Raw genomic sequence first — 24,547 nt, 5'->3', positions numbered from 1 at the left:
GCGAAAGACTGAAGCGGCCTGCGGGAATGCAGTTCGCAGTCTTACACGGGGGCCACGCGATGACCGTGCTCGTGACCGGCGGCGCCGGCTATATTGGAAGTCACACCGTGCTGGCGCTGGCAGAGGCCGGCGAGAGCGTGGTCGTGATCGACAATCTGAGCACCGGCTTCTCCAGCCTTCTCCCCGAAGGCGTGCCACTGTTCATCGGCGACGCCGGCGACGAGAACCTCGTCGAAGGCGTGATCGCCTCGCAGCGCGTCGACGCCATCATCCATTTCGCCGGCTCGGTCGTCGTCGCGGAGTCGATGCGGGATCCGCTCGCCTATTATCGCAACAACACCATGACGTCGCGAAATTTGCTTAGCGCGGCGGTGACGCGCAACGTGCGCAATGTCATCTTCTCGTCGACCGCGGCGGTTTACGGCAACCCCGACCGCACGCCGGTGGCTGAAGAAGCACCGACGCGGCCGCTGTCGCCCTACGGCTGCTCCAAGCTGATGACCGAGATCATGCTCCACGACGCCGCCGCCGCTTATGGCGTGAACTACGTCGCGCTGCGCTACTTCAACGTCGCCGGTGCCGATCCGCAGGCGCGTATCGGCCTCGCGACCGCGGGCGCCACCCACCTGCTGAAGATCGCCGTGGAAGCTGCGACCGGTCAGCGGACACAAGTTGACGTGTTCGGCACCGACTATCCGACCCCGGACGGAAGCTGCATCCGCGATTTCATCCACGTCACCGATCTGGCGCAGGCCCATGTCGCGGCGCTGCGCTATCTGCGCGAGGGCGGGGCGTCGACCACGCTGAACTGCGGCTACGGCCGCGGCTATTCGGTACTGGAAACCCTTGAGGCGGTCCGGCGTGTCGCCGGCCGCAATTTCGCAGTCACGACCGCATCCCGGCGACCGGGCGACATCGTCGCGATGGTGGCCGACACCAGCCGGATTCGCGCCACGCTCGACTGGACGCCGCGTTACGACGATCTCGACAACATCGCGGCGCATGCGCTGGCGTGGGAGCACAAGTTGCTCGCCCAACGCCAAGCCCCTGAACTTCAAGCCATTTCAGCCTAGAACCGGGTTCCACCGGCAGCTTTGGCTTGAAAACCCCGCCCATCGGGGGCAAGGAGGCGGCCAGACGCACGCCAGCCCGACGCGCGCGACCAGATCGACGCCGTCGATGGAACGCGGATGACCAACGCCCCACGCAAGATTACCGATGATCCGTACGGCGCCGCCCAGCTCGTGCGCCGGCTGGTGATGGAACAGGCCGCGGTCTATTGGCGCCGCTATCTGATGGCGTTCGTGCTGATGGCGATCGCCGCCGCTGCGACTGCCCTGTCGGCCTATCTGCTTGGCCAGGTGATCAACCAGGCCTATGTCGACCGCAATCTCACCGGCATCGTCGTGCTGTCGCTGGTCAGCCTCGCGATCTTCACCGTCAAGGGCGTGGCGACCTACGGCCAGTCGGTGATCCTCACCCAGATCAAAAACGCCATCCTCGCCAACAATCAGCGCCGGCTGTTCGACAAGCTGATGCACGAGAGCCTCGGCTTCTTCTCGCAGCGGCATTCCTCGGAATTTCTCGCCCGCCTCACCTCCGGCGCCAACTCCGTCACCGAAGTCCTCAACCTGCTGATCAACGCGATCGGCCGGGATCTGCTGTCGCTGATCGGCCTCGTCATTGTGATGGTGACGCAGGATCCATTCATGGCGCTGTTCGGCCTGCTGATCGCGCCGCCGGCCGTGCTGGTGCTGCGCAAGCTGGTGCGACGCGTGAAGGGGCTCGCTTACACGCAATTCGCCGGCAATGCCGAAATCCTCGAAACGATGCAGGAATCGCTGCAGGGCATCCGCACCGTCAAGGCGTTCTCGCTCGAACAGACGATGCGCGATCGCATCGGCGCCAGCATCGAAGCGGTGCGCAAGAACGCCGACAAGATGGCGCGGGTCTCGAACCGCTCCAGCCCGCTGATGGAAACGCTCGGCGGCTTCGCGGTCGCAGCCTCGCTGATGTATGGCGGCTATCGCGTGGTCGCGATGGGTGCGACCCCGGGTCAGTTCTTCTCCTTTCTCACCGCGTTCCTGCTCGCCTACGAGCCGGCGAAGCGGCTGGCGCGGCTCAACATCGAACTCAACAGCGGCCTCGTCGGCGCCCGCATGCTGCTCGAGATCGTCGACAGCCCGCAGAGCGAGCCGGACGACAGTGACAAGCCCGCGCTTGCACTGACCGAGGCCCGTGTTGAATTCGACGCCGTGCGCTTCGCCTATAGGGCCGACGAGCCGGTGCTCAAGGCGATGAGCTTCGTCGCCGAGCCGGGCAAGATAACCGCGCTGGTCGGGCCGTCGGGCGGCGGCAAATCGACTGTGCTGGCCCTGCTGTTGCGTTTCTACGAGCCGTCCGCCGGCGGCATCCGGATCGACGGCCAGTCGATCTCCGCAGTTTCGCGCCATTCGCTACGAGAGCAGACCGCGTATGTCGGCCAGGACGTCTATCTGTTCCGCGATACGGTCCGCGCCAACATCGCGTTCGGCAAGATCGGCGCCAGCGAGGATGAAATCGTCGCCGCCGCGAAGGCCGCTCATGCGCACGACTTCATCATGGGCTTCCCGCTCGGCTACGACACCCCGGTCGGCGAGCACGGCGCACAACTCTCCGGCGGCCAGCGCCAGCGCATCGCGGTCGCCCGCGCGCTGCTGCGCGACGCCCCGATCGTGCTGCTCGACGAAGCGACAGCCGCGCTCGATTCCGAATCGGAAAAACTGGTGCAGGAAGCGATCGAGCGGCTCTGCCACAACCGCACCACCATCGTGATCGCGCATCGGCTGCACACGATCATGCATGCCGACTCCATCGTGGTGGTCGAGGCCGGCGAGATCGTCGAACAGGGCCGGCACGACGACCTACTGCGCCGCGGCGGCCGCTACGCGTCCTTCTTCCGCCTGCAGCAGCGTCACACCGCGCCGCTGGCCGTGGTCGATACCGCCGTTTAAATGACCTGATCGCCTTGCCGCGCGTCCGCCCTCTGATCCCGCCACCTTGCTGCGAGTTAAACTCATGAGCACTGCATCTTCCGTGATCGCCCCGCTGCCGCAGCCCGCCCTTGCCGTGCAGGGTGACAGCAAGACGTTTCCGGTGCGCCGGATCTGGTGCGTCGGCCGCAATTATCTCGAACACATCCGCGAACTCGGCAACGACGAGCGCAACCCGCCCTTCTTTTTCGCCAAGCACGCCGACATGATCGCGCCGGATGGCGCGACGATCCCGTATCCCACGCTGACCAAGGACATGCAGCACGAGGTCGAGCTGGTCGTGGCGCTGAAGAGCGGCGGTCTCAATATTCCGACCGACAAGGCCCTCGATCACGTCTGGGGCTACGGCGTCGGCATCGATCTGACGCGACGCGATCTGCAGACCGCCTCGCGCAAGAAGGAGCAGCCCTGGGAGATCGGCAAGTCGTTCGACCTCTCCGCGCCGTGCGGCGCGCTGCGTCCCGCCTCTGAGATCGGTCATCCGGCGACGGGCAAGATCTGGCTGTCGGTCAACGGCACCGAGCGCCAGAAGGGTGATCTGTCGGAGATGATCTGGAACGTCGCGGAAATCATCTCGAAGCTGTCGCTGCAGGTCGCGCTCGGCGCCGGCGACATCATCATGACCGGCACGCCCGCCGGCGTCGCCGCGCTGGTGCCGGGCGACAAGGTCGAATGCGGTGTCGACGGTGTCGGCACACTGAAGATCACGATCGCTCAGCCGGCCTGATCACCGGCCGCAGCCTCAGCCTTGAGATCTGGAATAGCTCGACAATGGTCGAAATTGACCATCGTTGAGCTGGCGTTAGCAATTCATTAAGCATAACACCTGAGGATCATACGGGGGCTGTAAGGGCGTGCGTCATGGTCTCGGATCTCAGACGATTTGTGTTGCTCTCGGTCGCGACGGCGCTGTTTCTAGCTGCGGCGCAGGCCTCGGCGGGGTTGTCGTGGCGCAACAGTGAGCCGGCCCGCGTAGCGACCGTCGGCATTGTCCGCTAACCAGCCAACGGGATTGAGGCCGCAGTTGCGCTGCGGCCCGAGAAGGCAGCACTCGCCTCAGATCGAACGAGCCCCGCTTACTAATCGTCTTCCACCGCGTCCTAATCCTTGAACTGCGGATAGAATGGCCGCGGCTGCCAGCCGATCTCGGTGGCGGCGGGCGCAAGATCGAAGGTCATGTCCTTCGTCATTCGCGTCGCCATCGTGGCTGATAGTCCCGGCAGCACGCGCACGGCGAGCGGCAGCATCAGGCGCCATGCCCAATCCGGGATCGGCACGATGACGCGCGGCAGGCCGAGCCCGTCGAAGATCCGGCCGACCATCTCGCGATAGTTCAGCGTTTCGCCACCCGGCAGATCGTAGATCTTGCCGGCGCAGGCAGGCCGCGCGGCCGCCGCGATCGCCGCCGCAGCGAGGTCGTCAGCGTGGACGGGCTGGCGCAGCCCCTCGCCGCCGCCCATCAGCGGGAAGAAGCGGAAGCGGCGGATCAGGCCAGCGATGCGGCTGACATTGCCATCGCGTCCTTCGAGATAAATCAGCGTCGGCCTGAGCACGGTCCAGGCCACACCGGCAGCGTGACAGGCCTCGATCAACCGCGCCTCATCGGCCCCCCAACGCCGGATCGCGGCGCGCTCGTCCGGATCGGGCGAATTCCATTTGGTCGCGATGCTGGTCGAGGTGAACACCACGAGGCGCGTCATGCCGGCCGCCGCGAGAGCTGGCACCGCGTCGGCGACGAGACCGACCGGTGCGGTCGCATACACCACGTCGAGCGGCGGCAGCACAGCATGCGCGAGCCGGGCAAGATCGGCACCGAACCACGAGACGCCGTCCTGCGCGATCTGCGGCCGCCGCGACAGGCCGACCGGTGTCGCGCCGTCGGCCGCCAGACGGCGCAGGATCGCACCGCCGACCATGCCGGTCGCGCCGATCACCAAAGGCGAAGCCCTACTCATTGCAGAAGCCGCCTTTGGACCGCGCAAATCGCGGAGAGTGAAGCATCATCAGCATCCTCGCTGAATAGCAGGATCGGTGCGCGAAGTCCGCCCGAGTTGCGCAAAGGTTCGACATCCGTTCGGCTGCGGATCGGCACTAGGCCGCCGGCAGACGAATCTCGGCCCGCAACCCGCCGAGCTCGGATCTGCTCAACGTCAACGCCCCCGCATAAAGCTCGGCAAGTTCGCGCGTGATGGACAAACCGAATCCGAAGCCCGGGGCGCTCTCGTCGAGACGACGGCCCGCCTGAACGGCATTCGCCATCTGCTCGGCGGACAGTCCCGGTCCGTCGTCATCGATGGTCAGCACGACGCTGCGTCGCTCCACTGCAGCCTTCACGTTCACTTTGGCCCGGCACCATGCGAAAGCATTCTCGAGCACATTGCCGAGCATCTCGTCGACATCCTGCTGCTCGCAGGCGACCGCCAGGGATGGGGCGATGCTCTGCGCGACGTCGATCGGCTTCTCGGCATTGACCCTGGTGAGCACGAGAACCAGATCGGCGACGCGCGGTGCGAGCTCGGTCCGTGCACGCACCGGGCCACCCAACGCCGCCGAGCGTGCGCGGCCGAGATGATGACGGATCCGGCGATCCATCAGCAGCACGAGGCTTTGCACATCGTCGGCACCGGGCGCCTCCTTGCGCAGCGCGACCGACATGGTGGCAAGCGGCGTCTTGAGTCCATGCGCCAGGTTCGACACGTGGCGGCGGGCGCGATCGAGATTGGCGGCGTTCTCACCCAGCAACGCGTTGAGTTCGTCGGCGAGCGGCCGCAATTCGCGCGGCTGCTCCTCGGGAACGCGCTCCCGAACGCCCGCGCGGACGTCCGCGATCGCGCGGCGCAGACTTTCCACAGGTCGCAGCCCGAGCCGCACCTGCAGCAGCATCGCGGTGATCAGCGCGATCCCCAACACAGCGAGCGAGATCGCCAGCGTGCGCATCGCTTCGCCGAGCGGACCGAGCACGGCGTCGCGCGGCGCCGAGGCCGCGATGGTGACGCGCACGCCCGCGACCGTCTGGGTCGCGATCCGGTAGTGCAGCATCTGGCCGTCGGGCCCGACACCGTCGGCCGGCACCGGACGGTCTTTCGGCGGACCGTCGTCGCCGGGTGGCGGGCGCGGAGGCGGCGGCGGCGCGGGCCGGTTGCCGAGGTCCGGTAGCTCAAAATCGGCAGGGCCGAGCGAACGCGAGCGCAGCACGTTCGCGGGACCTGAGATTTTCCAGTACCAGCCGCGCCCCGGTCGATCGAATGGCGGGCCATCGGCGGTGCCGGCGAGCTTCAATTGTCCATCCTTGCCGACCTGCAGCATCGACGAAAGGAAGGCGATCTGGGCATCGAGCCGCTGATCGATCTGACCTTGCACGAAGCGATGCAGCACGAACGCGATCAGGACCGCCGCGACCATCAGCGCGACGGCGATGAACGCGCCGGCCGCAATCAGCAGGCGCTTGCCGAGAGAAGCGGTCGCGCGCGCCATCACTGCCCCGCGGTGAGTTTGTAGCCGCGGCCGCGCTCGGTCTCGATCATCGTCTTGCCGATCTTGCGGCGAAGCCGCGCGACGATCACTTCGATCGAATTGGAGTCGGTGCCGACATCGCCCTCGTAAACCTTCTCGGACATCAAGCCGCGCTCGACCACGCTCTCCTTGCGCATGATCAGACACTCCAGCACGCGCCATTCCAGCGCGGTGAGCTTCAGCGGCAGGCCATTGAGTTCGAACTGTCCGGTCGGCGCCTCGAAAGTCAGCGGCCCGCAGGAAATACGTGACGCCGCATGCCCGGCCGCGCGGCGCACCAGCGCGCGCAGCCGCATCACCAGCTCTTCGACCCGGAACGGCTTGGTGAGATAATCGTCAGCGCCGGCCTTGAAGCCTTCGACCTTGTCGGTCCAGCCGTCGCGTGCGGTGAGGATCAGTACGGGAAAATGCCGTTGCTGCTTGCGCCAACGCTGCAGGACCTCGACGCCCGGCACTTTCGGCAATCCGAGATCGAGCACCGCGGCATCGTAGGATTCCGTCTCGCCGAGATGCTGTCCGTCTTCGCCGGTCTCAGCGATGTCGACCGCGAAGTTCTCCTCGCGCAACGCGCGGGCGAGCTCTTTCGCGAGCATGCGATCGTCTTCGACCAGCAGGATCTTCATGTGCTTACCTCGCGACGGGAACTACGTTGCCGAGCTTAACCCAAGCTGAACGAAACGGTTCAGGCTGGATTTGGCGCCGGATGTCTAGGCTGGTCCATCCTCACTCATGAGAGATGGACCATGACAGATCAAGAGACCCACGTAGCGAACAGCCCTCCTCCGCGCCGCTTGAGCCGGCGGCACGGCCTGCTCGGCGGCATCGCCCTGGCGGTTCTGGCCGTTGGCGCCGCGGCCGGCGCGGGCGGCGTGAAGCTCGCGCAGAACTGGCAGACGCCGAGCGTGATGCTGCTGCAGCCCACCGCAATCGACCAGATGCAGCCCGGCCAGCCCGTCGCGGTGAAAGGCAACGTCGCCGAGATCTACGGCAACAAGTTCGTCCTCGACGACGGCCGTGGTCGCGCGCTGATCGATCTTGGGCCGCGCGGCGAAGACGTCAATGCGGTGACGCGCGGCGAGACAGTCACCGTGCAGGGCGTGTTCGATCGCGGCGTGGTACGCGCCCAGATCGTCGCGCATGCCGATGGCCGCAATGAAGCCTTCGGCCCTCCGGGGCCGCCACCCCCGCCGCCGCCACGCCCCGGACGCGCCGAGGCCCCGCCGCCTCCGCCGCCCGGCGCACCGCCCCCGCCGCGCGCGGATGCGCCACCGCCTCCGCCTCCGCCCGGACCGCCGCGGGCTGACGCTCCGCCGCCGCCGCCGCCGCGCGCATTATGATCAGACCCGGCGACGTAGCTCGCAGCCGGAACTAACAGCCTCGTTAGCAGCCTGCATCGCCGCCGCGGCGATGCAAGGCTCGGGCGAGTTACTTCCCTGCGTTGCGAAAAGAAATAACTCGCCTTCCGGAACTGCGACATCTTGGCTTCGATTATCCGGCTGAGACACGGCAAGGTACCCACCACGATGAGCAAGGCCTCCGACACGCCGCTGCGCTTCGCGCAGATCGGCGACCTGCATCTGACTGATCCCGGACTTCCTAACCACGGCGACTTCACTGCGATCGTCCAGGAACTGAATCAGCAAGCCAAGACCGGCCTGGATTTCGTCTACCTCCCCGGTGACAATGCCGACGACGGCACCCGCGATCAGTTTGCGCTGGTCCGCGCCGGCCTGAACCAGCTTCGCCTGCCGTATCACGTCATTCCCGGCGACCACGATTTCAAGCCGCGTTCGCTTCAGGCCTTCTACAGCGGGCTCAACGTTCCCAAGCTGCCGTATCGCGCGGAGGTTCGTGGTCAGCTCTGCCTGTTCCTCGATGTGGTGTCTCACGGCAGCGGCGGCCCTGACTTCCGGCTCGGCGACCAACAATTCGCGTGGCTGAGCGATCAGCTTGCGGAGGCCAAGCGCGACAACAAACGGTGCGTCGTATTCATGCACGCCTATCCGGCCGACCTCGGCCCGGAAGCCGATCGACTGTCACGGCTGCTGGATTCCAGCCCTGCGCAGCTCGTGGCCATGGGCCACACGCACTACAACGAACTCTCGCACGACGGTCATACGATCTATGCGGCGACGCGCTCCACCGGCCAGATCGAGGAAGGCCCGGTCGGCTTCAGCTTGATGGCACTCGACGGCGATGTCGTGAGTTGGCGCTTCAAGCTGCTCGCCTCGCCCTGGCCCTTCGTGATGATCACCTCGCCGGCCGATCGACGACTGAGCTTCGAGCGAAGCGGACCCGCCGATCGGGTGCGAGCCTCGGTGTGGGGAGCCGCGCCCATCACGCTGGCGGAGTGCCGGATCGGCGACGGAGCATGGCGCCCGATGCAGAGCTGCGGAGACGGCCTGTTCGAAGCCCCGCTTGAGCAGAGCCACGACAGCTTCGAACTGGCAGTCCGCGTCTCCGACGAGACCGGATCGCTCGGACACGATCGTATCGAGGTCGGGCCGGCAACACCGCGAAGCTCCACCGGGAGCGACGCCGGCAGCGTCGGCGCGTGGCCTGATCGTCATTTGTTCGGCACCCAACTGGGCCCGAACCGCAACGGCAGGAAGTGGTGAGCATGCAGAATTTCAGCGCCGTCTGGCTCTATCCGATCATTCTCATCGCCGGCGCCCTGCAGGCGTGGGGGCCGCCGATGAACAATGCGTTGCGCGAGGCCATCGGCAATCCGTGGCTCGCCAGCGTGATCTCGTTTCTGCCTGTCGTGTTCGCGCTCGCCTGCGTCGCGCTGTGCCTGCCGCATCCTTTGCCGACCGCGGAAGGGCTCGCCAAGATGCCGTGGTGGGCGCCGCTCGGCGGACTGATCGGCGCGTTCGCGGTCGTTGCCGGATTGATGTTCGTCGGCCAGGTCGGCGCCGGCGCCTTCGCGGGCCTCACCATCACCGCAAACATTCTGATGTCGTTGGTCATCGATCGCTTCGGCCTGTTCGGCATGACGGTCCACGAGCTCAGTGCCGGCCGCATTGCCGGCGCGGTGCTCATGGTCGCGGGCATCACCCTGATCTCGAAATTCTGAGGACGCAGTGACAACGACATCGTCGCAACAGCAGCGCGCGCTGCGGCCGCTGCTCGCGCTCAACTTCTTCATGGCCGACATGCAGGCGGGGATCGGCCCGTTCCTCGGCGTGTTCCTGCTGGCGCATGGCTGGCAGAGCGGCTGGATCGGAACGGTGATGACCGCGGGTGGCGTCGCCGGGATGCTGATGACGACGCCGGCGGGCGCGCTGATCGACGCCACCCGCAGCAAGAAGCTGTTCGTCATCATCCCTGGCATCTGCACCGTGCTGGCGTCGGGCCTGGTCTTGCTGTCGCAGGAGTTCTGGCTGGTGGCCACCTCGCAGGTCGCCACGGCGATCGCAGGCGCCGCGATCGGCCCGGCGGTCGCCGGCATCACGCTGGGCATTGTCCGGCAGGCCGGTTTCAACCGGCAGAACGGCCGCAACCAGGCTTTCAACCATGCCGGCAATGTCGCCGGCGCGGCGCTGTCCGGCCTGCTCGGCTGGGCCTATGGCTTCACCGCGGTGTTCTGGCTGGCGGCGGCGTTCGGCGTGCTGTCGATCTGCTCGGTGATGATGATCCCGAGCGAGGCGATCGACGACGACGCGGCGCGTGGCCTGGAGCATCGCAACCGCGGCGACGACAAGGCCAGCGGCTTTCGCGTGCTGCTGGAGTCGAAGCCGCTCTTGATCTTGGCGGCCGCCTTGTTGTTCTTTCATCTTGGCAACGCCGCGATGCTTCCGCTCTATGGGCTCGCCGTGGTGGCCGATCAGAAGGTCGATCCGGCGACCTTCGTGGCGATGACCATCGTGATCGCGCAGGGCGTGATGATCGTGACGTCGCTGGTCGCGATGCGGATGGCGGAGAAGGAAGGCTACTGGCTCGTGCTGCTGATTTCGTTCATGGCGCTGCCGCTGCGCGGCGTGATCGCCGCCTGGATGCTCAACAAGTCGGGCGTCTACCCGGTGCAGATCCTCGACGGCATCGGCGCCGGGCTGCAGAGCGTCGCGGTCCCCGGCCTGGTGGCGCGCATCCTCAACGGCACCGGACGGGTCAATGCCGGCCAGGGCGCGGTGATGACCGTGCAGGGTATCGGCGCCTCGCTCAGCCCGGCGATCGGCGGCTGGATCGCCCAGGAGCTCGGCTACGGCCCGATGTTCCTGATCCTCGGCGCCTTCGCGGTCGGCTCGGTGATGCTATGGGTTGGCTTCGCGTCGCTGCTGCGGCCGGCCTGCGCCGGCACGTCGGATGACGTCGGATCCGCCGCCGCGCCGGTGGGAGCGGCCTGATGGTCACCGTCACCGCCGCAACCTGCGGCATCGCTGCGCTGGCCACGCTGGGGGTCGTCGCGCGGCCGTGGAATCTGCCGGAATACATCTGGGCCGCCGCCGGCGCTGTGCTGCTGGTGGTGCTGCAACTCTTGCCCTGGCAGGATGCGGTCGCCGCCGCCGGCAAGGGCCTCGACGTGTACTTCTTCCTGATCGGCATGATGCTGCTCGCCGAGGTGGCGCGGCAGGAAGGGCTGTTCGACTGGCTCGCCGTGCAGGCGGTGCGGCAGTCGCGGCATTCGGCGTCGCGGCTGTTCACCATCGTCTATGCGGTCGGCACGCTGGTGACGATCTTCCTGTCGAACGACGCCACCGCCGTGGTGCTGACGCCGGCCGTGTATGCGGCGGCGCGCGCCGCGAAGGTCGAGCCGCTGCCGTATCTCCTCGTCTGCGCGTTCATCGCCAACGCCGCCAGCTTCGTGCTGCCGATCTCCAATCCCGCCAACCTCGTGGTGTTCGGCGATCGGATGCCGACGCTGCTGGAATGGCTGCGGGTGTTCGCGCTGCCGTCGCTGGTGGCGATCGTCGTGACCTTCGTGATGCTGCGCTTCAGCCAGCGTCGGCATCTGCGCGGCAAGGTCGAGACCGATGTCGCCGCGGTGAAGCTGACGCGCGGCGCCGCGATCGTCGCCGGCGGCATCGCGCTCACCGCCGTGGCGCTGCTGGCGTCCTCGGCGCTCGGCCACGATCTCGGCCTGCCGACGCTGATCTGCGGCGCGCTGGTCACCGTGATGGTGCTGCTGATCGGCCGCAAATCGCCGCTGCCGGTGATCAAGGACGTGTCGTGGTCGGTGCTGCCGCTGGTCGCCGGCCTGTTCGTACTTGTGGAGGGCCTCAACCACACCGGCCTGTTGCCGCAGCTCTCGGATCTGCTGCGCGAACAGGCCGCGGCGTCGCCACGGGCGACCGCGTGGGGTGCGGGTCTCATCACCGCCTTCGCGTCCAACCTGGTCAACAATCTGCCGATGGGCCTGATCGCCGCGACCACGACGCAGGCGGCGCACGCCTCGCATCAGATCACCGGCGCGGTGCTGATCGGCGTCGACCTCGGGCCCAATCTCTCGGTGACCGGCTCGCTCGCCACCATCCTGTGGCTGATCGCGCTGCGCCGCGAAGGCGAACACATCGGCGCGCTGCGCTTCCTCGGCCTCGGCGCCCTGATCATGCCGCCCGCGCTGATCCTGTCGCTGCTGGCGCTGCTGCTGATGCCGGCGTGACGAGGAGCGGATAAGCCCGCGTCTGTCAGTGAGGCGCTGCGTCGGCGCCAACGACATCCGTCATTGCCGGGCTCGACCCGGCAATCCACCCCCTTCGCAAGACGACTTCTGCTTCGCACGACGCCATCATTCAGCGCGCTGCGCGCGACGGATGCGCGCGCTCTTGCTGCACCGAAGGGGCTCCGGGCCCGCAGGCGGGTCGAGCCCGCGCATGACGGCGGAGTGAAGGTCGAGGCGCTCCCAAGAAAGAGGCCGTCATCACCCGCGAAAGCGGGTGATCCAGTATCGCAGAGCGGTGGAGGAGAAAGGCACGGCGCTCAAACGAGCGCTCTGGAATACTGGGTCGCCCGGTCAAGCCGGGCGATGACGTGGGAGGATGCGGTTGCGCCCGTACTCCACGTCGAACGAACATATTCAACTATCAAACAGCCACTTCGACGCGCTTCGGAGATCAAATCGCCATAGCTTTGCGCAGCCTGAAACAGCCACGACTGCGCAACAGCCCGACGCAGCCACGCCTTCGCGATCTCGCGGCGCGATGCGCCCGAGGTTTGCTGCGGTCCCTTCGCCCTCTTGGGAAGAGGGCGCGCGGAACGCCGGGTGCCCGATGCACCCGCGGCCTCGTGTGCGTAAGTAAAAAGCACACGAGTTCGACACCACGGTCACACCGGAGAACATCCGGCGTTCCGCGCGCGATGGTGCTTCCGGCTTATCTCGTGCTCTCCCCGGCGCCCGACACGGTTTTTGGTCGCCGTCGCGTCCGACCATTCGCGTGCGCTTCGGTGGAAGCGGAACGCCTGGTCGGGGCTTGATGCCACGCGGGACATCAGGACCACACGCCTTTGCCGTCCGCGGCAGCGTGGTCGTCAGCGCTTCGGTGTCGGCTCACGGGGCCTTTCGATGAAAGGGAGCCCGCCCTGCCTTCACGTCCCCGCCTGACGCTGCCGCGTCCATCGCCCCCCGACCCGCGAACCGTGACGATCGCGTTTCGCCCCTCTCCCCGGGGCGGGTTGAGGCGGACTATAGTCCTTTTAGGAATTCTGTCAAGCCGCCCATCGACCGCCGCACGACACCGTCGACTCTTCACGACCGGCGGGGGATCGCGGCGCATTCCAACTCAGCATCGAGCAACTGCCCCCCGTGACAGCCAGCCGTCATCTGTCCGGGTAACTTCGCATCGCCCTCACGAGGTCATGCCATTTCTCCATATGAAGGTCGCGCGGGCCGGCCGATGCGGCGGTCGGCTCGCAGATCCAGCGCCACACTTTCCTGGCTTCGCCCTTGAAGTCCTGCCGGCCGCAGAATTCGTCGTCGGGCTCGTGCAGCCCGCTCCAGAGCTGGCGCAGATCGGCCTGATTGATCTCCGCCTTGCGGTCCCGCCCCCACGAGGATGGAAGGAAATTGGCAGCCGGAATTGCCCGCGGCCGCGGGTCGTTCAGGTGATACGTCTTGGCGTACATCCAATGCGTGCCGAAGCCGCCCCGCGCGCGAAACGCCAGCGGAAGGCCGAGATAGTGATACTTGACCTTGGCGGCATTCTTGTTTCGCTTGGCGAGAAGCGCCTCGAGCTCGGCGGTGAGACCGTGGGTCAGTCCACCCGCCAGGCGCTCGCGTGAGCTGCCGACGGCCGACATGCCACGATCCTGACCGTAGTCGTAGGAGATCGCGGACGCCTCGGCCAGAACGATGTGGATCGGCCGGATCGCCTTGCCATCTTCCACGGCCGCGACCGCGCCTTGCAGCGCGTAGAGCGCGGATAGCAGTCCGAGATTCTCCACGGCGCCGCCGTCGGTCACGTAGTAGTCGCGCGGGCAGTCATCCGGCTTGTCCGCCTTGATACTGATCCGCGCGCTGGGAAACACGGGCGGGAAATTGGCATTCAGGGCGGCGGCGACCGCCAGCGGCACCTTGCCGTCGCGCACCACCTGGTACGGGAACAGCACGTCCACGATGGGAGCCGGTCCGCCGGGGAAGCGCTCGGTGTCGCGCAGGTTGGTGAAGACGAGCCGGCCGCCGCTCATCAGCTTGTAGACCCGTTCGTGCTCCTGGCAGCTGGGGTCGGCCGCCAGGCTCGGCGGCGGATCCAGGGTGCGTCGGAGCAGATCGGAATCCTGCCAGGGATGGCTGACGATCGCCGTATTCAGGATCAGGCCCGGCCCTTGAAGCTCGCTGATCAGCGCGTCTTTGAACAGCCGCCGTTTGAAGCTCTCTGCCAACAGAACCGACAGTGACGTGTTTGAAAACACGCGCCACTCGGTCGCGCCATTGAGGACGTCCTCGATGAACGGCTTGGTCATGCGATCGTTGAAGCAATCCCAATTGCCGGAGGCGCCGGGCGAGTTCTCATCGCAACCGCCGGGATCGTCGGCCCGCGCCTCGACCAGAGCCTGAGAATTGGCCGCGAAATAGGTGAGCGCGACACCGCCGCCCGAGACGCCGCTGAGCAGCACGATGTCCTTGTCGACGCCGAGCTTGTGCAGGCCCCGCAGCACCGACGCGGTGTACAGCGCCGCCCGGGTGCCACCGCCCGAGGCGACGACGACGAGCGCCGGGCGCACCGGCTGGTCCGGCTGCTGAACCAGAAGCGACGCGAGGCTGACGGGAGCCGGCGCCGTCTGCTCCGCCGACGTCCTGAGCACCGGCGCGATGCCGCCGGTCCCGATATTGTGATTGTAGATATAGTAGCCGAGAAACCCGCCGGTGATCAGCACCATCAGGATGTTCATGATCAGGAAGTAGTTCCCGGATCGCCGCCCGATGTCGATGACATAGGACATCTGGTCGGAGGTCGTGGCGCGGCGGCTGAGCCGGTCGAACAGCTCGCCGAAATAATAGCTGTTAAAAGCAACCTCCGGCCCGCGACCGGCCGTGTGCCCGGGCTTTGCAGTGGGCGGCTGCCAGTAGCCCAACGCGATGAAGCGTCCGGTCTCATGCAACTGCACGAAGCGGTTCTCGGCACGGACGCCGATGCCGGCCGGGATCGGCGGGTTGCGCGGATAGGCGATGGTGATTTCGCTGGGCCCGGTGCCGAGGATCCGCAGCAGGCCAACGGCAAGCGCCCGGTTCATCCAGTATTCCAGGAACCAGAACAGCAGATAGATCATCACGATCAGGCCGAAGATGGTGCCGAACGGCAGCGCATCCAGGATGGTCGAGATGTAATCGACCTGAAAGACCCGCATCAGGCCGAGGGCAATCACCAGCGTCGACACGATCAACGGTCCGCCACGCAGACACCAGCGGTCGAGATGGACGTTCATCTCGTCCCACCGCGTGGACACGTTGCCCCACACCAGCATCAGATAGGACACGGCGAACGACAGGGCGACGGCGACGTAAAGCACCTCTGGCGGCACCACCAGGGCGGTCCAGGCCGGCAGCAGAAGCAGGTGCATCGGGTGGTAGAACGGACCGTAGAAGAACGCATAAATCAGCCGCCGCCAACTCAGCTTCGGTTCATCGCGCGGGTCGAACAGTTCAGTGTCGGCCAGCCAGGACCTGAAGGCCTCCGACTCCACGGCGAGATTGTTGGGATCGCCGGCGATCGGCGGCTTGCCGACGGGAAACATCAGCCTGACGAGCGGCGGTGCCAGCAGCAGCACCGCGGCCATGCAGGGCGCCCAGAACGCGAACACGTGCCGGTACGGCAAGTCGTCGGCCTGGCGCGTCTCCGCGTCGGAAAGCAGGAACCACTGCACCGCGGCGACCATCACGATCGCCCCGATCTGGAGAACGATGAGCTGCGCGGTCGATCGCAGCCGCGCCCCGATCAGACCGACCGCGACGACCGTGAAGAGGCACAGCGCGAAGCGGAGCTGGGCGTAGCTGTCGGCATGCTGAACAGCGCAGACCATCGGCCCGCTACGCCAGCCCGCGAGATAGGCCGCGCTCCACAGCGCCGCCGCCACCGGAACGAGCGCCACCACCCGCGCGAGGACGACCACGATCAGTTCGCGCGCAGGCGACACCGCTTCGCCATTGGCGGCCAACCGCCGGAACCGACGATGCACGAGATCGGCCGGCACACTGCGATAGCGGACGGCGGCGACGAGCGTTGCCGCGGCGATGACGACGCCGAAGGCGATCCGCAGAAGCGCGACGATCTCCGCCGACGCGATCGCGCACAGCCCGTTGGGATTTGGACCGTAGCTGACGAAATACACGAGCACGACGAACATCGCGTAATGCGGCATCGTCCACAAAGCACGCGGCGCGGGATGTCCGGGATCATCGAGCCGGTAGATCGTCTCGGCATGCGCGTGGAAATCGAAGCGACGCCACGCGCTGTCGATCAGGCTCGGGATGTCGAGAAACAGGATCTTCGCGAATGAATTGTGGACGCCGGGGTTACGCATGCCACGCCCCTCCCCTGCTACGTATCCTTACGAGGACGTCGTCGTAGCCGGCACACTCTAACACGTCACAAACAAAGCGGACAATTTGTGCGACCTAACAGACGCGTGACGTATTGATGCAAGTCAAATACCGACGGGTGTCCGGCAACGGAGACATGTTACTTATCGCACAACGGTGGCCGATACACCGACGCGCCGACCGAAAACAGGCGACGTAGTCATCAACTGACGTCGGGTTTTCGCTCACTCTCAAGACAGGTGAGTCGCAGCGGGAGTCCCCGCCCGGTTCGTCGGCAGCTCGATCGCGAATGCGGCGCCGCTTTCCTGCTCGATCAGCTCGATGGTGCCGCCGAGGGTCGAGACCACCAGGTTGAAGGCGATGTGCAGGCCGAGGCCGGCGCTGCCGGTGTCGCGGCTGGTGGTGAAGAACGGATCGAAGATGCGATCGCGCAGCTCGGGCGTGATGCCAACGCCGCGATCGGCGCAGACGATGCGGACCGTCGCCGGGTCCGGCTGCGTCGCCGTCACGGTGAAGACGCCGCCGGCGCCGTTCGGGTAGCCGTGCTCGGCGGCGTTGAAGGCGAGGATGCCCATCACCTGGCCGAGCGCGCCCGGGAAACTGTGCAGCAGGACGCCCGGCGGCACGGAGATATCAACCGCGAGGCCGCGCCGCGCCAGCAGCGGCTTCAGCTTGTCGAACGTCGCGCCGAGCCAGCCCTGTAGCTCGAACGTCTCCTGCTGCTCGTTGGCCTGATCGACCGCGACCTGCTTGAAGGTGTGGATCATCTCCGAGGCGCGGTGCAGGCTTTGCCAGGTGAGCTGCAGGCCCTGCTCCAGCCGGCCGATGCCGCGCACCAGTTCGGAGCGGCGGACCTGCCCGCTGCCGACCATCTGCGACAGGCCCTGGACGTCGCCCTGCATCGTGGTCGAGGTGGTCAGCGCGAGGCCGAGTGGCGTGCTGACCTCGTGGGCGACGCCGGCGACGAGCTGGCCGAGCGAGGCGAGCTTCTCGGCCTGCACCAGATGCGCCTGCGTGGCCTGCAGCGCCTGCAGCGACGCCTCGGCGCGCGCGGTTTCGCGGCGCAGCGCCTCGGTGGTCTCGAACAGCCGGCGGGCGCGATACTCACGCGCGCCGACCGCGTAGAGCGACAGCAGATAGGCATTGCCGATCAGGAAGTGATTGATGAAGCCGAGCCCGCTCGGCAGCGACGGCGCCAGCCACTCGACGAAGGCGAAGGCCAGCCAGGTGGTGACGCAGAAAACCAGCAGCGAGCCGACCCGCAGCGGCAGCATGGTGGAGACGAACAGGATGACGATGATCATCCCCGCCGACGCGAAGGTGAAGCCCGACGGCAGCACCAGATAGATGAACGGCAGCACGCAGCCGGGAATGACGCAATAGAGCAGCAGGATCGGCTCGGTCCAGTTGCGGGCGAAGGCGATCAGCGCGGTCAGCGGCAGCAGCACGACCAGCGCCGTGCCGCCGCGGATCGCCAGCGTGGTCGGCACGACTTCGGGATACAGCACCCAGTCCCAGAACGTGTAGCCCGCATAGGTCATGGCGCCGAGCAGCATCGCCGCCTGGGTCCAGCGCAGGCTGCCGTGCACAAAGGTTTCGACGAAGTGGCGCTCGACGGCGGCGTCCTCGAAACGCAGCCCGATGCGCTGCATCAGCCCGACCACGCGCTGCGCCAGCGACACCGGCTGATCGGCCGCCGGCGGCCGGACGAGACTTTGACGATCGGACGAGGACATCGCGAGCACGGATGGCGCTGACGACCGGGCCAGCGGCTGAAAAAACTGCGGGCAGCCCGCCCCGCAACCATACGCGAGGTTGTGGAAGCACGACTAGAGGTAATATCCGACAGGCGCCCAAGGGCCGGGTTCCGGCCGCCGCAGCCCCTGCGGCCGGGCCCGGAAACGGCCTCTCCGAGGAATGATTGGCGCTTTGGCCCGTCTTGGCGTAAACGTTCCCGACCTCCCATCATCGCCTGCCGCTTGCGGCCGCGGATTGTCACGGCTCCGATCGAGCCGTCGGGATTTCCCATTCGGCGTTATCGCCCAGAAGGTTGCCTGCCCGTGCCATTTTCGTCTTCTCCCCCGCCGCTCGCGCGAGCCCTGGCGGCGCGCCAATATTCCGAGGCGACACCGGTGCAGAGCGCCGTGCTGGCGCCGGACGCCGCCGGTCGTGATCTGCTGGTGTCGGCGCAGACCGGCTCCGGCAAGACCGTCGCCTACGGCCTCGCCATCGCCCGCGACCTGCTCGGCGATGCCGAACGCTTCGACCGCGCCGCCGCGCCGCTGGCGCTGATCGTGGCGCCGACCCGCGAGCTGGCGCTGCAGGTGCACCGCGAGCTCGGCTGGCTGTATGGCGAAGCCGGCGCGCGCGTCGTGTCCTGCGTCGGCGGCATGGACCCGCGCCGCGAACAGCGCGAACTCGAAGCCGGCGCCCATATCGTGGTCGGCACGCCCGGCCGGCTGTGCGATCACTTGCGCCGCCACCGGCTTGATGTGTCACAGCTCAAGGCGGTCGTGCTCGACGAAGCCGACGAGATGCTCGATCTCGGCTTCCGCGAGGATATGGAGTTCATCCTCAAGACCACGCCCGAGACCCGCCGCACGCTGCTGTTCTCGGCAACGCTGCCGCGCACCATCATCACGCTCGCCAAGACCTATCAGCACGACGCCTTCCGGATCGAAGTCGCCGGCCGCGACGGAGGCCACGCCGATATCGAATATCGCGCTGTGCGGATCGCGCCGAGTGATGTCGAGCATGCGGTGGTCAACACGCTGCGCTACGTCGAGTCGCCGACCGCGATCGTGTTCTGCGCGACGCGCAGCGGCGTGACGCATCTGACGACTGCGCTGCTCGAGCGCGGCTTCTCGGTGGTGGCGCTGTCGGGCGAACTCACCCAGAACGAACGCACCAATGCGCTCAACGCGCTGCGCGACGGCCGCGCCCGCGTCTGCGTCGCCACCGACGTCGCGGCGCGCGGCATCGACCTGCCCAATCTCGGCCTCGTCATCCACGCCGACCTGCCGAACGATCCCGAAGTGATGCAGCATCGCTCGGGCCGTACGGGCCGCGCGGGCAAAAAGGGCATCAGCGTCCTGCTCGTTCCGCCGGCGCGGCGGCGGCGCGCCGAGACGCTGCTCAACCTCGCCGGCATCGACGCCGTGTGGGGCACCGCGCCGCAGGCCGAGGAGATCCGTGCGCTCGATCAGCAGCGCATGATGCAGGACGAGCTGTTCACCGAAGAGGCCAGCGCCGACGATCAGGCGCTGGCGCAGACGCTGCTCGCCGAGCGCAGCGCCGAAGAGATCGCGATCGCACTGGCCCGGCTGTATCGCGCGCGGCTGCCGGCGCCGGAAGACATTCTCGATCCGGGCGAGCGCGCGCCGCGGGGCCGCGACGATCGCGACGCCGGCAGGAACGCCCGCGCGCCGCGCGAGGAGCGCGACTACGGCCCGCGGGACAAGGCTCCGCGGGCGCGCTCGGCGAAGGCCGGCGAGAAGCACAGCATGGCCGACGGCGTGTGGTTTCGCGCCGCGATCGGCAAGCGCAAGAACGCCGAGGCGCGCTGGCTGCTGCCGATGATCTGCCGCCGCGGCGGCATCACAAGGCAGGACATCGGCGCGATCCGCATTCTCGACACCACGACCGAATTCGAAATCTCGGCCGCGGCCGCGGTGGATTTCGCCGCGCAGATCAAGCGTCCCGACAAGGACGACAATATCCGCATCGAACCGTTGATCGGCGCCAAGCCGATCGTGGAGCGCGACGAGCGGCCGGCCGCCAAGTCCTCGCACGAGGCGAAGGCTCCCTACGAGCGCAAGTCCGAGCGCGCGACGCGGCACAGCAAGCGTCCGGATTCCTGGTCGCCGCAGATCGAGCCGCTGGCCGATCCGCGCCGCGACGAGCGACCGCGCAGCAAGAGCTTCGACGATCAGCGCGCGCCGCGCGGCAAGGATGCGGCCTTCAAAGAGGCCGGCTCCCGCCCGAGCAAAGACGGCTTCAAGAAGGACAGCTACAAGAAGGACGGCTTCACGCCGGAGGGCTTCAAGAAGAAGCCGAAGTCGCGCGACGACAAGCCGGCCTATGTCAGCAAGGCGCGCCGCGCCGATCCGTCGGCCAAGAGTTCGAGCTTCAAGAAGAAGGCGAAGAAATTTCGCAGCTGACGACAGCGCTCTGCGTCGCGATCCGCGCCATCACGAGCTACGCGCCTTTGATCTCGATCAAAGGCGCGGCTGTCGCTACAATCCTAACTAACCGATTCCATTTCCGTTCACCCGCCGCCCGCACAACTATCCCCGTTACTCAGGTTCGCGGCGACGTGCCGGCCGGTTCGACACCGACGGGACCCTCGCTCGCGACACGTTGCGAGGAGGGATCATTGCGGATTTCAGCACCACTCATTGGACTCGTACTGGCGCTCGGCGGCGTATCGAGCGCCGTCGCGGGAATGTCGCAGCAGCGCAGCAGCTACACCGAAAGCTACACGCATAACGGATCGGCCGTCGCCATGGAGTTCAATGGCGACTCGGTGACGATCGTTTACGCGGCGCCGCGGCCGGGGCTGGCTTCGGTCGGCGTGCGCGAGGGCACGATCCTGTTCACCGGGCGCCGGATCGGCGCGCGGGTCGATGGCGTCGCCTATGTATTTAAAGCGGGCTGCAGCCCGGCGCCCTACGAGGTCAGCGGGCGTTTCGATGGGCGTGAGAACCTGATCCTCAGCGGCCCCGCGCCGCGCTGGGATCCGCGATCCTGCGCGATCATCGGCTACACCCAGGCGACGAGGCACTCACAACTCGTCTTCCTGGAAGCCTATGGCGACATCTGACCATCATCGCGGCGGCAGCTTCGCCGCCGCGCACCGGCTCTCCGCCGCCAAATGAGCTGCCGGCCGCGCGGCCCGCAGCCCGGCCGGCTCACGCCGCCTTGCACTTGCGCGACGACGATGCCTTCTTGGCGGCCTTCTTCGGCTCGGACGGCTTGACGGTCGCGATCTGCTCGAGCGACTGCGCCAGCAGTTCGCGCTGCGCGCTGAGCCAGAACGCGTCGGGATTGCCGTCCGGCCGGCCCGCTTCGGTCCACAGATGATACGCGCGCTCGCGGATCGCTTGTTCCATATCCTGCATCGACAGCTCCTGTTGCGTTGCGGTGACGATGCCGGGTCACGGTTAAAAAACTGCCAAAGCGTTGCGTGCCGCATGACGCTAGAGCGTTGAGATGACGTATCAAATGATATCAGCTCCGCGCTCACCGACGGCGGGCGCCCGCGCCGGCGCGCTCGTCTGCGAACCGCTCAGGCCGATCGGCGCGCATTGCTCCGGCCGCGCGAAATCCATGGATCATCCGCCGCGAGAAGCGCACGGTGCGCCGGCGAGCGTGCGCGGCCACTGAGTCGCCGCCGCGGCTCCGCGCGTGTCGAGATCGGCATCCAATTCATCCCATCCAACAGGAGGCCTGTCATGGCCAAAGGCGAGCAGAAGAGTAATCGCGAGACCAAGAAGCCCAAGAAGGAAAAGGCCAAGACGATCGCCGCCGCGCCGAGCCAGAAGCCCGGCAACTGGCAGCCCTCGTTCGACTCGAACAAGAAGAAGAAATAACTCCGGGCGGCGACCGGACGAAGGGTGACGCGATCCGGTGAACGCGGACGCGGCATCGCTCGATGAGCTGTCGTCTGTCGCTTCGCTTACCCGGCTACGCCTGCCGGGCCGCTGATCGGCCGCCCGGGCGCGCCGGCTTCGAGGTCTTGCCGGCGCTATCGCCGAGCTGCTCGATCAAATAATCGACGAACACACGGATGCGCGCCGGGGTGTTGGCGCCGCCGACGAACACCGCGTGAAAGATCTCCCGGTCGCCGGGATTGAACGCTTGCAGCAACGGCACCAGCCGGCCCTGTGCGATGGCGTCGCCGAGCGCGAAGTCGCCGACGCGGGCGATGCCGACGCCGTCGAGCGCGAGCTGCACCAGCGTCTCGCCGCTGTTCGCCTCGATCGCGCCGCTCACCTTGAGTGCGTAGTCGAGCCCGTCGCGGCGAAACGGCCACACCGGCTCGGCGCGGCGGAAGCTGAAATTGAGACAGTTGTGCTGGTGCAGATCCTCCGGCACCTGGGGCACGCCGCAGCGCGCCAGGTAATCGGGCGACGCCACGATGGTGCGGCCGTTCTCGCTGAGGCGCCGCGCCATCAGCGCGCTGTCGGCGAGCGGGCCGCCGCGGATCGCGATGTCCGCCTGCCCGGCCGCGACATCGACCAACGCGTCGCTGAGATTGATGTCGACCAGGATGTGCGGATAGCGCCGCACAAATTCGCCAAGCAGCGGCACGATGCAGATGCGGCCGTGCGCGAGCGCGGCGCTGACCCGGATGCGGCCGCGCGGCGCGCCCTGATCGGCGATCGCCTGCTCGGCTTCGTCGAGGTCGGCGAGGATGCGGCGCGCGGCGGCGAGATAAGCGCGGCCTTCCGCGGTCAGCGTCAACACGCGCGTGGTGCGCAGCAACAGCCGCGCGCCGAGCCGCGCCTCGATGCGGTCCAGCGTCCGGCTGATCGCCGACGGCGTCAGGTCGAGCTTGCGCCCCGCCGCCGAGAAGCTGCCGCCATCGACCACGGCGCAGAACACTTCGAGCTCGCGGGCACGGTCGGAGGTTTCGACAGGCATCTTTGCGTCCCGATCAAAAATCCTTCGCCTGCTCCCTGACTAATCGCAAGCCCGGCCGGCGTCTAGCTTGTGCGCATCGAAGAACGCACCGAGGAGATCGCCATGACCAAAGCTGCTGCCCTGCGCCGGCTGACCACGACTGCCGCCGCGCTGATCACTCTATCCGGCGCACCAGCCGCGCGCGCGGCCGAGGCGACTGACTTTCCGGCCGGCTTCCGCACGCAGGAGATCGCCGCCAACGGCACCACCCTGCACGTCCGCATCGGCGGCAGCGGGCCGGCGGTCGTGCTGCTGCACGGCTATGGCGAGACCGGCGACATGTGGGCGCCGCTCGCGGCCGAACTGGCGCCGACCCGCACGGTGATCGTCCCCGATCTGCGCGGCATGGGGCTGTCGGCCCGCGCCGACACCGGCTTCGAGAAGGTCAACCAGGCCGAGGATATCGCCGGCGTGATGGACGCGCTGCACGCGACGCGCGCCGAGGTGGTGGCGCACGATATCGGCAACATGGTCGCCTATGCGCTGGCGGCGCGGCACGGCGAGCGCGTGACGAAGCTGGTGCTGATGGATGCGCCGGTGCCCGGCATCGGGCCGTGGGAGGAGATCCTGAAGAACCCGCTGCTGTGGCACTTCCGGTTCGGCGGGCCGGACATGGAGCGGCTGGTCGAGGGCCGCGAGCGGATCTATCTCGACCGGTTCTGGAACGAGTTTTCGGCCGATCCAAAACACTTCCCCGAGGCCGCGCGCGTCCACTACGCCCGGCTCTACGCCGCTCCCGGCAAGATGCACGCCGGCTTCCGGCAGTTCGCCGCGTTCGATCAGGACGCGATCGACAACCGCGCCTGGCTTGCCGCGCACGGCAAGCTGACGATGCCGGTGCTCGCCATCGGCGGCTCGGCCTCGTTCGGCGCCGGGATGGCCCAGGTGATGCAGGCCGGCGCCAGCGACGTCCAGGACAGCGTGATCGCCGGCTCCGGCCACTGGTTGATGGAGGAGCAGCCGGCCGCGACCGTGGCGGCGATCCGGACGTTCCTCGATGCCAAGCGCGGCCAGTGATGGCCGCGCTCCACAAGCAGTGATGCGACAAGCCGGATCGTGACCTTGCAGGACAGCGCGAATGCCGAACGCTCGATCGAGGGGAAATACGCGCGATCCTGCGGTCGGCACTATCGAGAAACCGACTCGCGGAATTTGACGCTGTCTTACGCGCGCGAAGCAATCCGCCGGCTTCCGGATTTCAGCAAGTAACACGTCCCCGGTACACCCGTCGTCTCCTACGTGATGTACCGCACAAAATCGCACGCCGGCCTTTCGCGATCAGCTTCGGCCATCGCCCCCGCTCGGCTTGTGTGACGACTGAACGAATCTCGCTCGGACAAGC

The 24,547-nt window shown here is 67.1% G+C and carries 21 protein-coding genes; 14 read left to right on the top strand and 7 right to left on the bottom strand.

Annotated elements, in window-relative coordinates; all coding sequences use genetic code 11:
- Positions 1-59: 59 nt before the first annotated feature.
- The 4 genes from galE (at position 60) to ACFFJ6_RS04730 (ending at position 4,031) form a co-directional block, all read left to right on the top strand.
- Positions 60-1,073: a UDP-glucose 4-epimerase GalE gene (gene galE, locus ACFFJ6_RS04745; RefSeq protein ID WP_378385731.1), complete on the top strand. Its 1,014-nt coding sequence runs from the start codon at positions 60-62 to the stop codon at positions 1,071-1,073.
- A 117-nt stretch (positions 1,074-1,190) separates the two neighbouring features.
- Positions 1,191-2,993, top strand: coding sequence for an ABC transporter ATP-binding protein (locus tag ACFFJ6_RS04740; protein WP_378384881.1), 1,803 nt, complete (start codon positions 1,191-1,193; stop codon positions 2,991-2,993).
- Positions 2,994-3,057: 64 nt separating this feature from the next.
- Positions 3,058-3,759 (top strand): fumarylacetoacetate hydrolase family protein, encoded by a 702-nt coding sequence (locus tag ACFFJ6_RS04735; RefSeq protein WP_378384879.1) that lies wholly within the window; start codon positions 3,058-3,060, stop codon positions 3,757-3,759.
- Positions 3,760-3,893: 134 nt separating this feature from the next.
- Positions 3,894-4,031 (top strand): hypothetical protein, encoded by a 138-nt coding sequence (locus ACFFJ6_RS04730; protein WP_378384877.1) that lies wholly within the window; start codon positions 3,894-3,896, stop codon positions 4,029-4,031.
- A gap of 101 nt (positions 4,032-4,132) precedes the next feature.
- Here the strand turns inward: ACFFJ6_RS04730 and ACFFJ6_RS04725 are convergent, their stop codons facing one another.
- The gene (locus ACFFJ6_RS04725) at positions 4,133-4,987 is read right to left on the bottom strand and encodes an NAD-dependent epimerase/dehydratase family protein (protein WP_378384875.1); all 855 of its coding nucleotides are present in this window, start codon (positions 4,985-4,987) and stop codon (positions 4,133-4,135) included.
- A gap of 136 nt (positions 4,988-5,123) precedes the next feature.
- The gene (locus ACFFJ6_RS04720; RefSeq protein ID WP_378384873.1) at positions 5,124-6,311 is read right to left on the bottom strand and encodes an ATP-binding protein; all 1,188 of its coding nucleotides are present in this window, start codon (positions 6,309-6,311) and stop codon (positions 5,124-5,126) included.
- Here ACFFJ6_RS04720 and ACFFJ6_RS04715 point away from each other — a divergent pair, their 5' ends adjacent.
- On the top strand, positions 6,312-6,530 hold the full coding sequence (locus ACFFJ6_RS04715) for a hypothetical protein (protein WP_378384871.1): 219 nt from the start codon (positions 6,312-6,314) through the stop codon (positions 6,528-6,530).
- On the opposite strand, the gene ACFFJ6_RS04710 is transcribed toward ACFFJ6_RS04715, so the two are convergent.
- Positions 6,506-7,168, bottom strand: a complete 663-nt coding sequence (locus ACFFJ6_RS04710; protein WP_378384869.1) for a response regulator — start codon at positions 7,166-7,168, stop codon at positions 6,506-6,508. The two genes, ACFFJ6_RS04715 and ACFFJ6_RS04710, sit on opposite strands and share 25 nt — an antisense overlap.
- A gap of 120 nt (positions 7,169-7,288) precedes the next feature.
- Here ACFFJ6_RS04710 and ACFFJ6_RS04705 point away from each other — a divergent pair, with 120 nt between their 5' ends.
- The 5 genes from ACFFJ6_RS04705 to ACFFJ6_RS04685 all read left to right on the top strand — a co-directional run bounded on the left by ACFFJ6_RS04705 (position 7,289) and on the right by ACFFJ6_RS04685 (position 12,147).
- The gene (locus tag ACFFJ6_RS04705; RefSeq protein ID WP_378384867.1) at positions 7,289-7,882 is read left to right on the top strand and encodes a hypothetical protein; all 594 of its coding nucleotides are present in this window, start codon (positions 7,289-7,291) and stop codon (positions 7,880-7,882) included.
- A gap of 186 nt (positions 7,883-8,068) precedes the next feature.
- Positions 8,069-9,163: a metallophosphoesterase family protein gene (locus tag ACFFJ6_RS04700; RefSeq protein ID WP_378384865.1), complete on the top strand. Its 1,095-nt coding sequence runs from the start codon at positions 8,069-8,071 to the stop codon at positions 9,161-9,163.
- A gap of 2 nt (positions 9,164-9,165) precedes the next feature.
- Positions 9,166-9,621, top strand: a complete 456-nt coding sequence (locus ACFFJ6_RS04695) for a DMT family transporter (RefSeq protein ID WP_378384863.1) — start codon at positions 9,166-9,168, stop codon at positions 9,619-9,621.
- Positions 9,622-9,628: 7 nt separating this feature from the next.
- Positions 9,629-10,891 (top strand): MFS transporter, encoded by a 1,263-nt coding sequence (locus ACFFJ6_RS04690; protein WP_378384861.1) that lies wholly within the window; start codon positions 9,629-9,631, stop codon positions 10,889-10,891.
- Positions 10,891-12,147, top strand: coding sequence for an arsenic transporter (locus ACFFJ6_RS04685; RefSeq protein ID WP_378384859.1), 1,257 nt, complete (start codon positions 10,891-10,893; stop codon positions 12,145-12,147). The genes ACFFJ6_RS04690 and ACFFJ6_RS04685 overlap by 1 nt, the downstream gene beginning before the upstream one ends.
- A 1,154-nt stretch (positions 12,148-13,301) precedes the next feature.
- Here the strand turns inward: ACFFJ6_RS04685 and ACFFJ6_RS04680 are convergent.
- Positions 13,302-16,502 (bottom strand): patatin-like phospholipase family protein, encoded by a 3,201-nt coding sequence (locus ACFFJ6_RS04680; protein ID WP_378384857.1) that lies wholly within the window; start codon positions 16,500-16,502, stop codon positions 13,302-13,304.
- Positions 16,503-16,751: 249 nt separating this feature from the next.
- On the bottom strand, positions 16,752-18,257 hold the full coding sequence (locus ACFFJ6_RS04675; protein WP_378384855.1) for a sensor histidine kinase: 1,506 nt from the start codon (positions 18,255-18,257) through the stop codon (positions 16,752-16,754).
- A gap of 324 nt (positions 18,258-18,581) precedes the next feature.
- Here ACFFJ6_RS04675 and ACFFJ6_RS04670 point away from each other — a divergent pair, with 324 nt between their 5' ends.
- Positions 18,582-20,681, top strand: coding sequence for a DEAD/DEAH box helicase (locus tag ACFFJ6_RS04670; protein ID WP_378384853.1), 2,100 nt, complete (start codon positions 18,582-18,584; stop codon positions 20,679-20,681).
- A gap of 215 nt (positions 20,682-20,896) precedes the next feature.
- Positions 20,897-21,343: a hypothetical protein gene (locus tag ACFFJ6_RS04665; RefSeq protein WP_378384851.1), complete on the top strand. Its 447-nt coding sequence runs from the start codon at positions 20,897-20,899 to the stop codon at positions 21,341-21,343.
- A gap of 88 nt (positions 21,344-21,431) precedes the next feature.
- Here ACFFJ6_RS04665 and ACFFJ6_RS04660 read toward each other — a convergent pair whose 3' ends face one another.
- Positions 21,432-21,641 carry a DUF2934 domain-containing protein gene (locus tag ACFFJ6_RS04660; protein WP_378384849.1) on the bottom strand — a complete coding sequence of 70 codons (210 nt, stop codon included), beginning with the start codon at positions 21,639-21,641 and terminating at the stop codon, positions 21,432-21,434.
- 333 nt (positions 21,642-21,974) lie between these two features.
- On the opposite strand from ACFFJ6_RS04660, the gene ACFFJ6_RS04655 reads away from it, so the two are divergent.
- On the top strand, positions 21,975-22,112 hold the full coding sequence (locus ACFFJ6_RS04655) for a hypothetical protein (RefSeq protein ID WP_378384847.1): 138 nt from the start codon (positions 21,975-21,977) through the stop codon (positions 22,110-22,112).
- Between the two features lie 94 nt (positions 22,113-22,206).
- Here the strand turns inward: ACFFJ6_RS04655 and ACFFJ6_RS04650 are convergent, their stop codons facing one another.
- Positions 22,207-23,166: a LysR family transcriptional regulator gene (locus ACFFJ6_RS04650; protein WP_378384845.1), complete on the bottom strand. Its 960-nt coding sequence runs from the start codon at positions 23,164-23,166 to the stop codon at positions 22,207-22,209.
- A gap of 102 nt (positions 23,167-23,268) precedes the next feature.
- On the opposite strand from ACFFJ6_RS04650, the gene ACFFJ6_RS04645 reads away from it, so the two are divergent.
- Positions 23,269-24,222, top strand: coding sequence for an alpha/beta fold hydrolase (locus tag ACFFJ6_RS04645; RefSeq protein ID WP_378384843.1), 954 nt, complete (start codon positions 23,269-23,271; stop codon positions 24,220-24,222).
- Positions 24,223-24,547: the final 325 nt, after the last annotated feature.

The organism is Rhodopseudomonas telluris (genome assembly GCF_042432815.1).
Classification (GTDB): domain Bacteria; phylum Pseudomonadota; class Alphaproteobacteria; order Rhizobiales; family Xanthobacteraceae; genus Rhodopseudomonas; species Rhodopseudomonas telluris.
The sequence above is the reverse complement of the archived record's forward strand: the minus strand, read 5'-3'. Positions and strand labels throughout refer to the sequence as shown.

What these genes read in the sequence shown, in the direction of transcription:
- galE (WP_378385731.1), top strand. Translation starts at nt 60, where the DNA reads ATGACCGTGCTCGTGACCGGCGGCGCCGGCTATATTGGAAGTCACACC.
- ACFFJ6_RS04740 (WP_378384881.1), top strand. Translation starts at nt 1,191, where the DNA reads ATGACCAACGCCCCACGCAAGATTACCGATGATCCGTACGGCGCCGCC.
- ACFFJ6_RS04735 (WP_378384879.1), top strand. Translation starts at nt 3,058, where the DNA reads ATGAGCACTGCATCTTCCGTGATCGCCCCGCTGCCGCAGCCCGCCCTT.
- ACFFJ6_RS04730 (WP_378384877.1), top strand. Translation starts at nt 3,894, where the DNA reads ATGGTCTCGGATCTCAGACGATTTGTGTTGCTCTCGGTCGCGACGGCG.
- ACFFJ6_RS04725 (WP_378384875.1), bottom strand. Translation starts at nt 4,987, where the DNA reads ATGAGTAGGGCTTCGCCTTTGGTGATCGGCGCGACCGGCATGGTCGGC.
- ACFFJ6_RS04710 (WP_378384869.1), bottom strand. Translation starts at nt 7,168, where the DNA reads ATGAAGATCCTGCTGGTCGAAGACGATCGCATGCTCGCGAAAGAGCTC.
- ACFFJ6_RS04705 (WP_378384867.1), top strand. Translation starts at nt 7,289, where the DNA reads ATGACAGATCAAGAGACCCACGTAGCGAACAGCCCTCCTCCGCGCCGC.
- ACFFJ6_RS04700 (WP_378384865.1), top strand. Translation starts at nt 8,069, where the DNA reads ATGAGCAAGGCCTCCGACACGCCGCTGCGCTTCGCGCAGATCGGCGAC.
- ACFFJ6_RS04695 (WP_378384863.1), top strand. Translation starts at nt 9,166, where the DNA reads ATGCAGAATTTCAGCGCCGTCTGGCTCTATCCGATCATTCTCATCGCC.
- ACFFJ6_RS04685 (WP_378384859.1), top strand. Translation starts at nt 10,891, where the DNA reads ATGGTCACCGTCACCGCCGCAACCTGCGGCATCGCTGCGCTGGCCACG.
- ACFFJ6_RS04680 (WP_378384857.1), bottom strand. Translation starts at nt 16,502, where the DNA reads ATGCGTAACCCCGGCGTCCACAATTCATTCGCGAAGATCCTGTTTCTC.
- ACFFJ6_RS04675 (WP_378384855.1), bottom strand. Translation starts at nt 18,257, where the DNA reads ATGTCCTCGTCCGATCGTCAAAGTCTCGTCCGGCCGCCGGCGGCCGAT.
- ACFFJ6_RS04660 (WP_378384849.1), bottom strand. Translation starts at nt 21,641, where the DNA reads ATGCAGGATATGGAACAAGCGATCCGCGAGCGCGCGTATCATCTGTGG.
- ACFFJ6_RS04655 (WP_378384847.1), top strand. Translation starts at nt 21,975, where the DNA reads ATGGCCAAAGGCGAGCAGAAGAGTAATCGCGAGACCAAGAAGCCCAAG.
- ACFFJ6_RS04650 (WP_378384845.1), bottom strand. Translation starts at nt 23,166, where the DNA reads ATGCCTGTCGAAACCTCCGACCGTGCCCGCGAGCTCGAAGTGTTCTGC.
- ACFFJ6_RS04645 (WP_378384843.1), top strand. Translation starts at nt 23,269, where the DNA reads ATGACCAAAGCTGCTGCCCTGCGCCGGCTGACCACGACTGCCGCCGCG.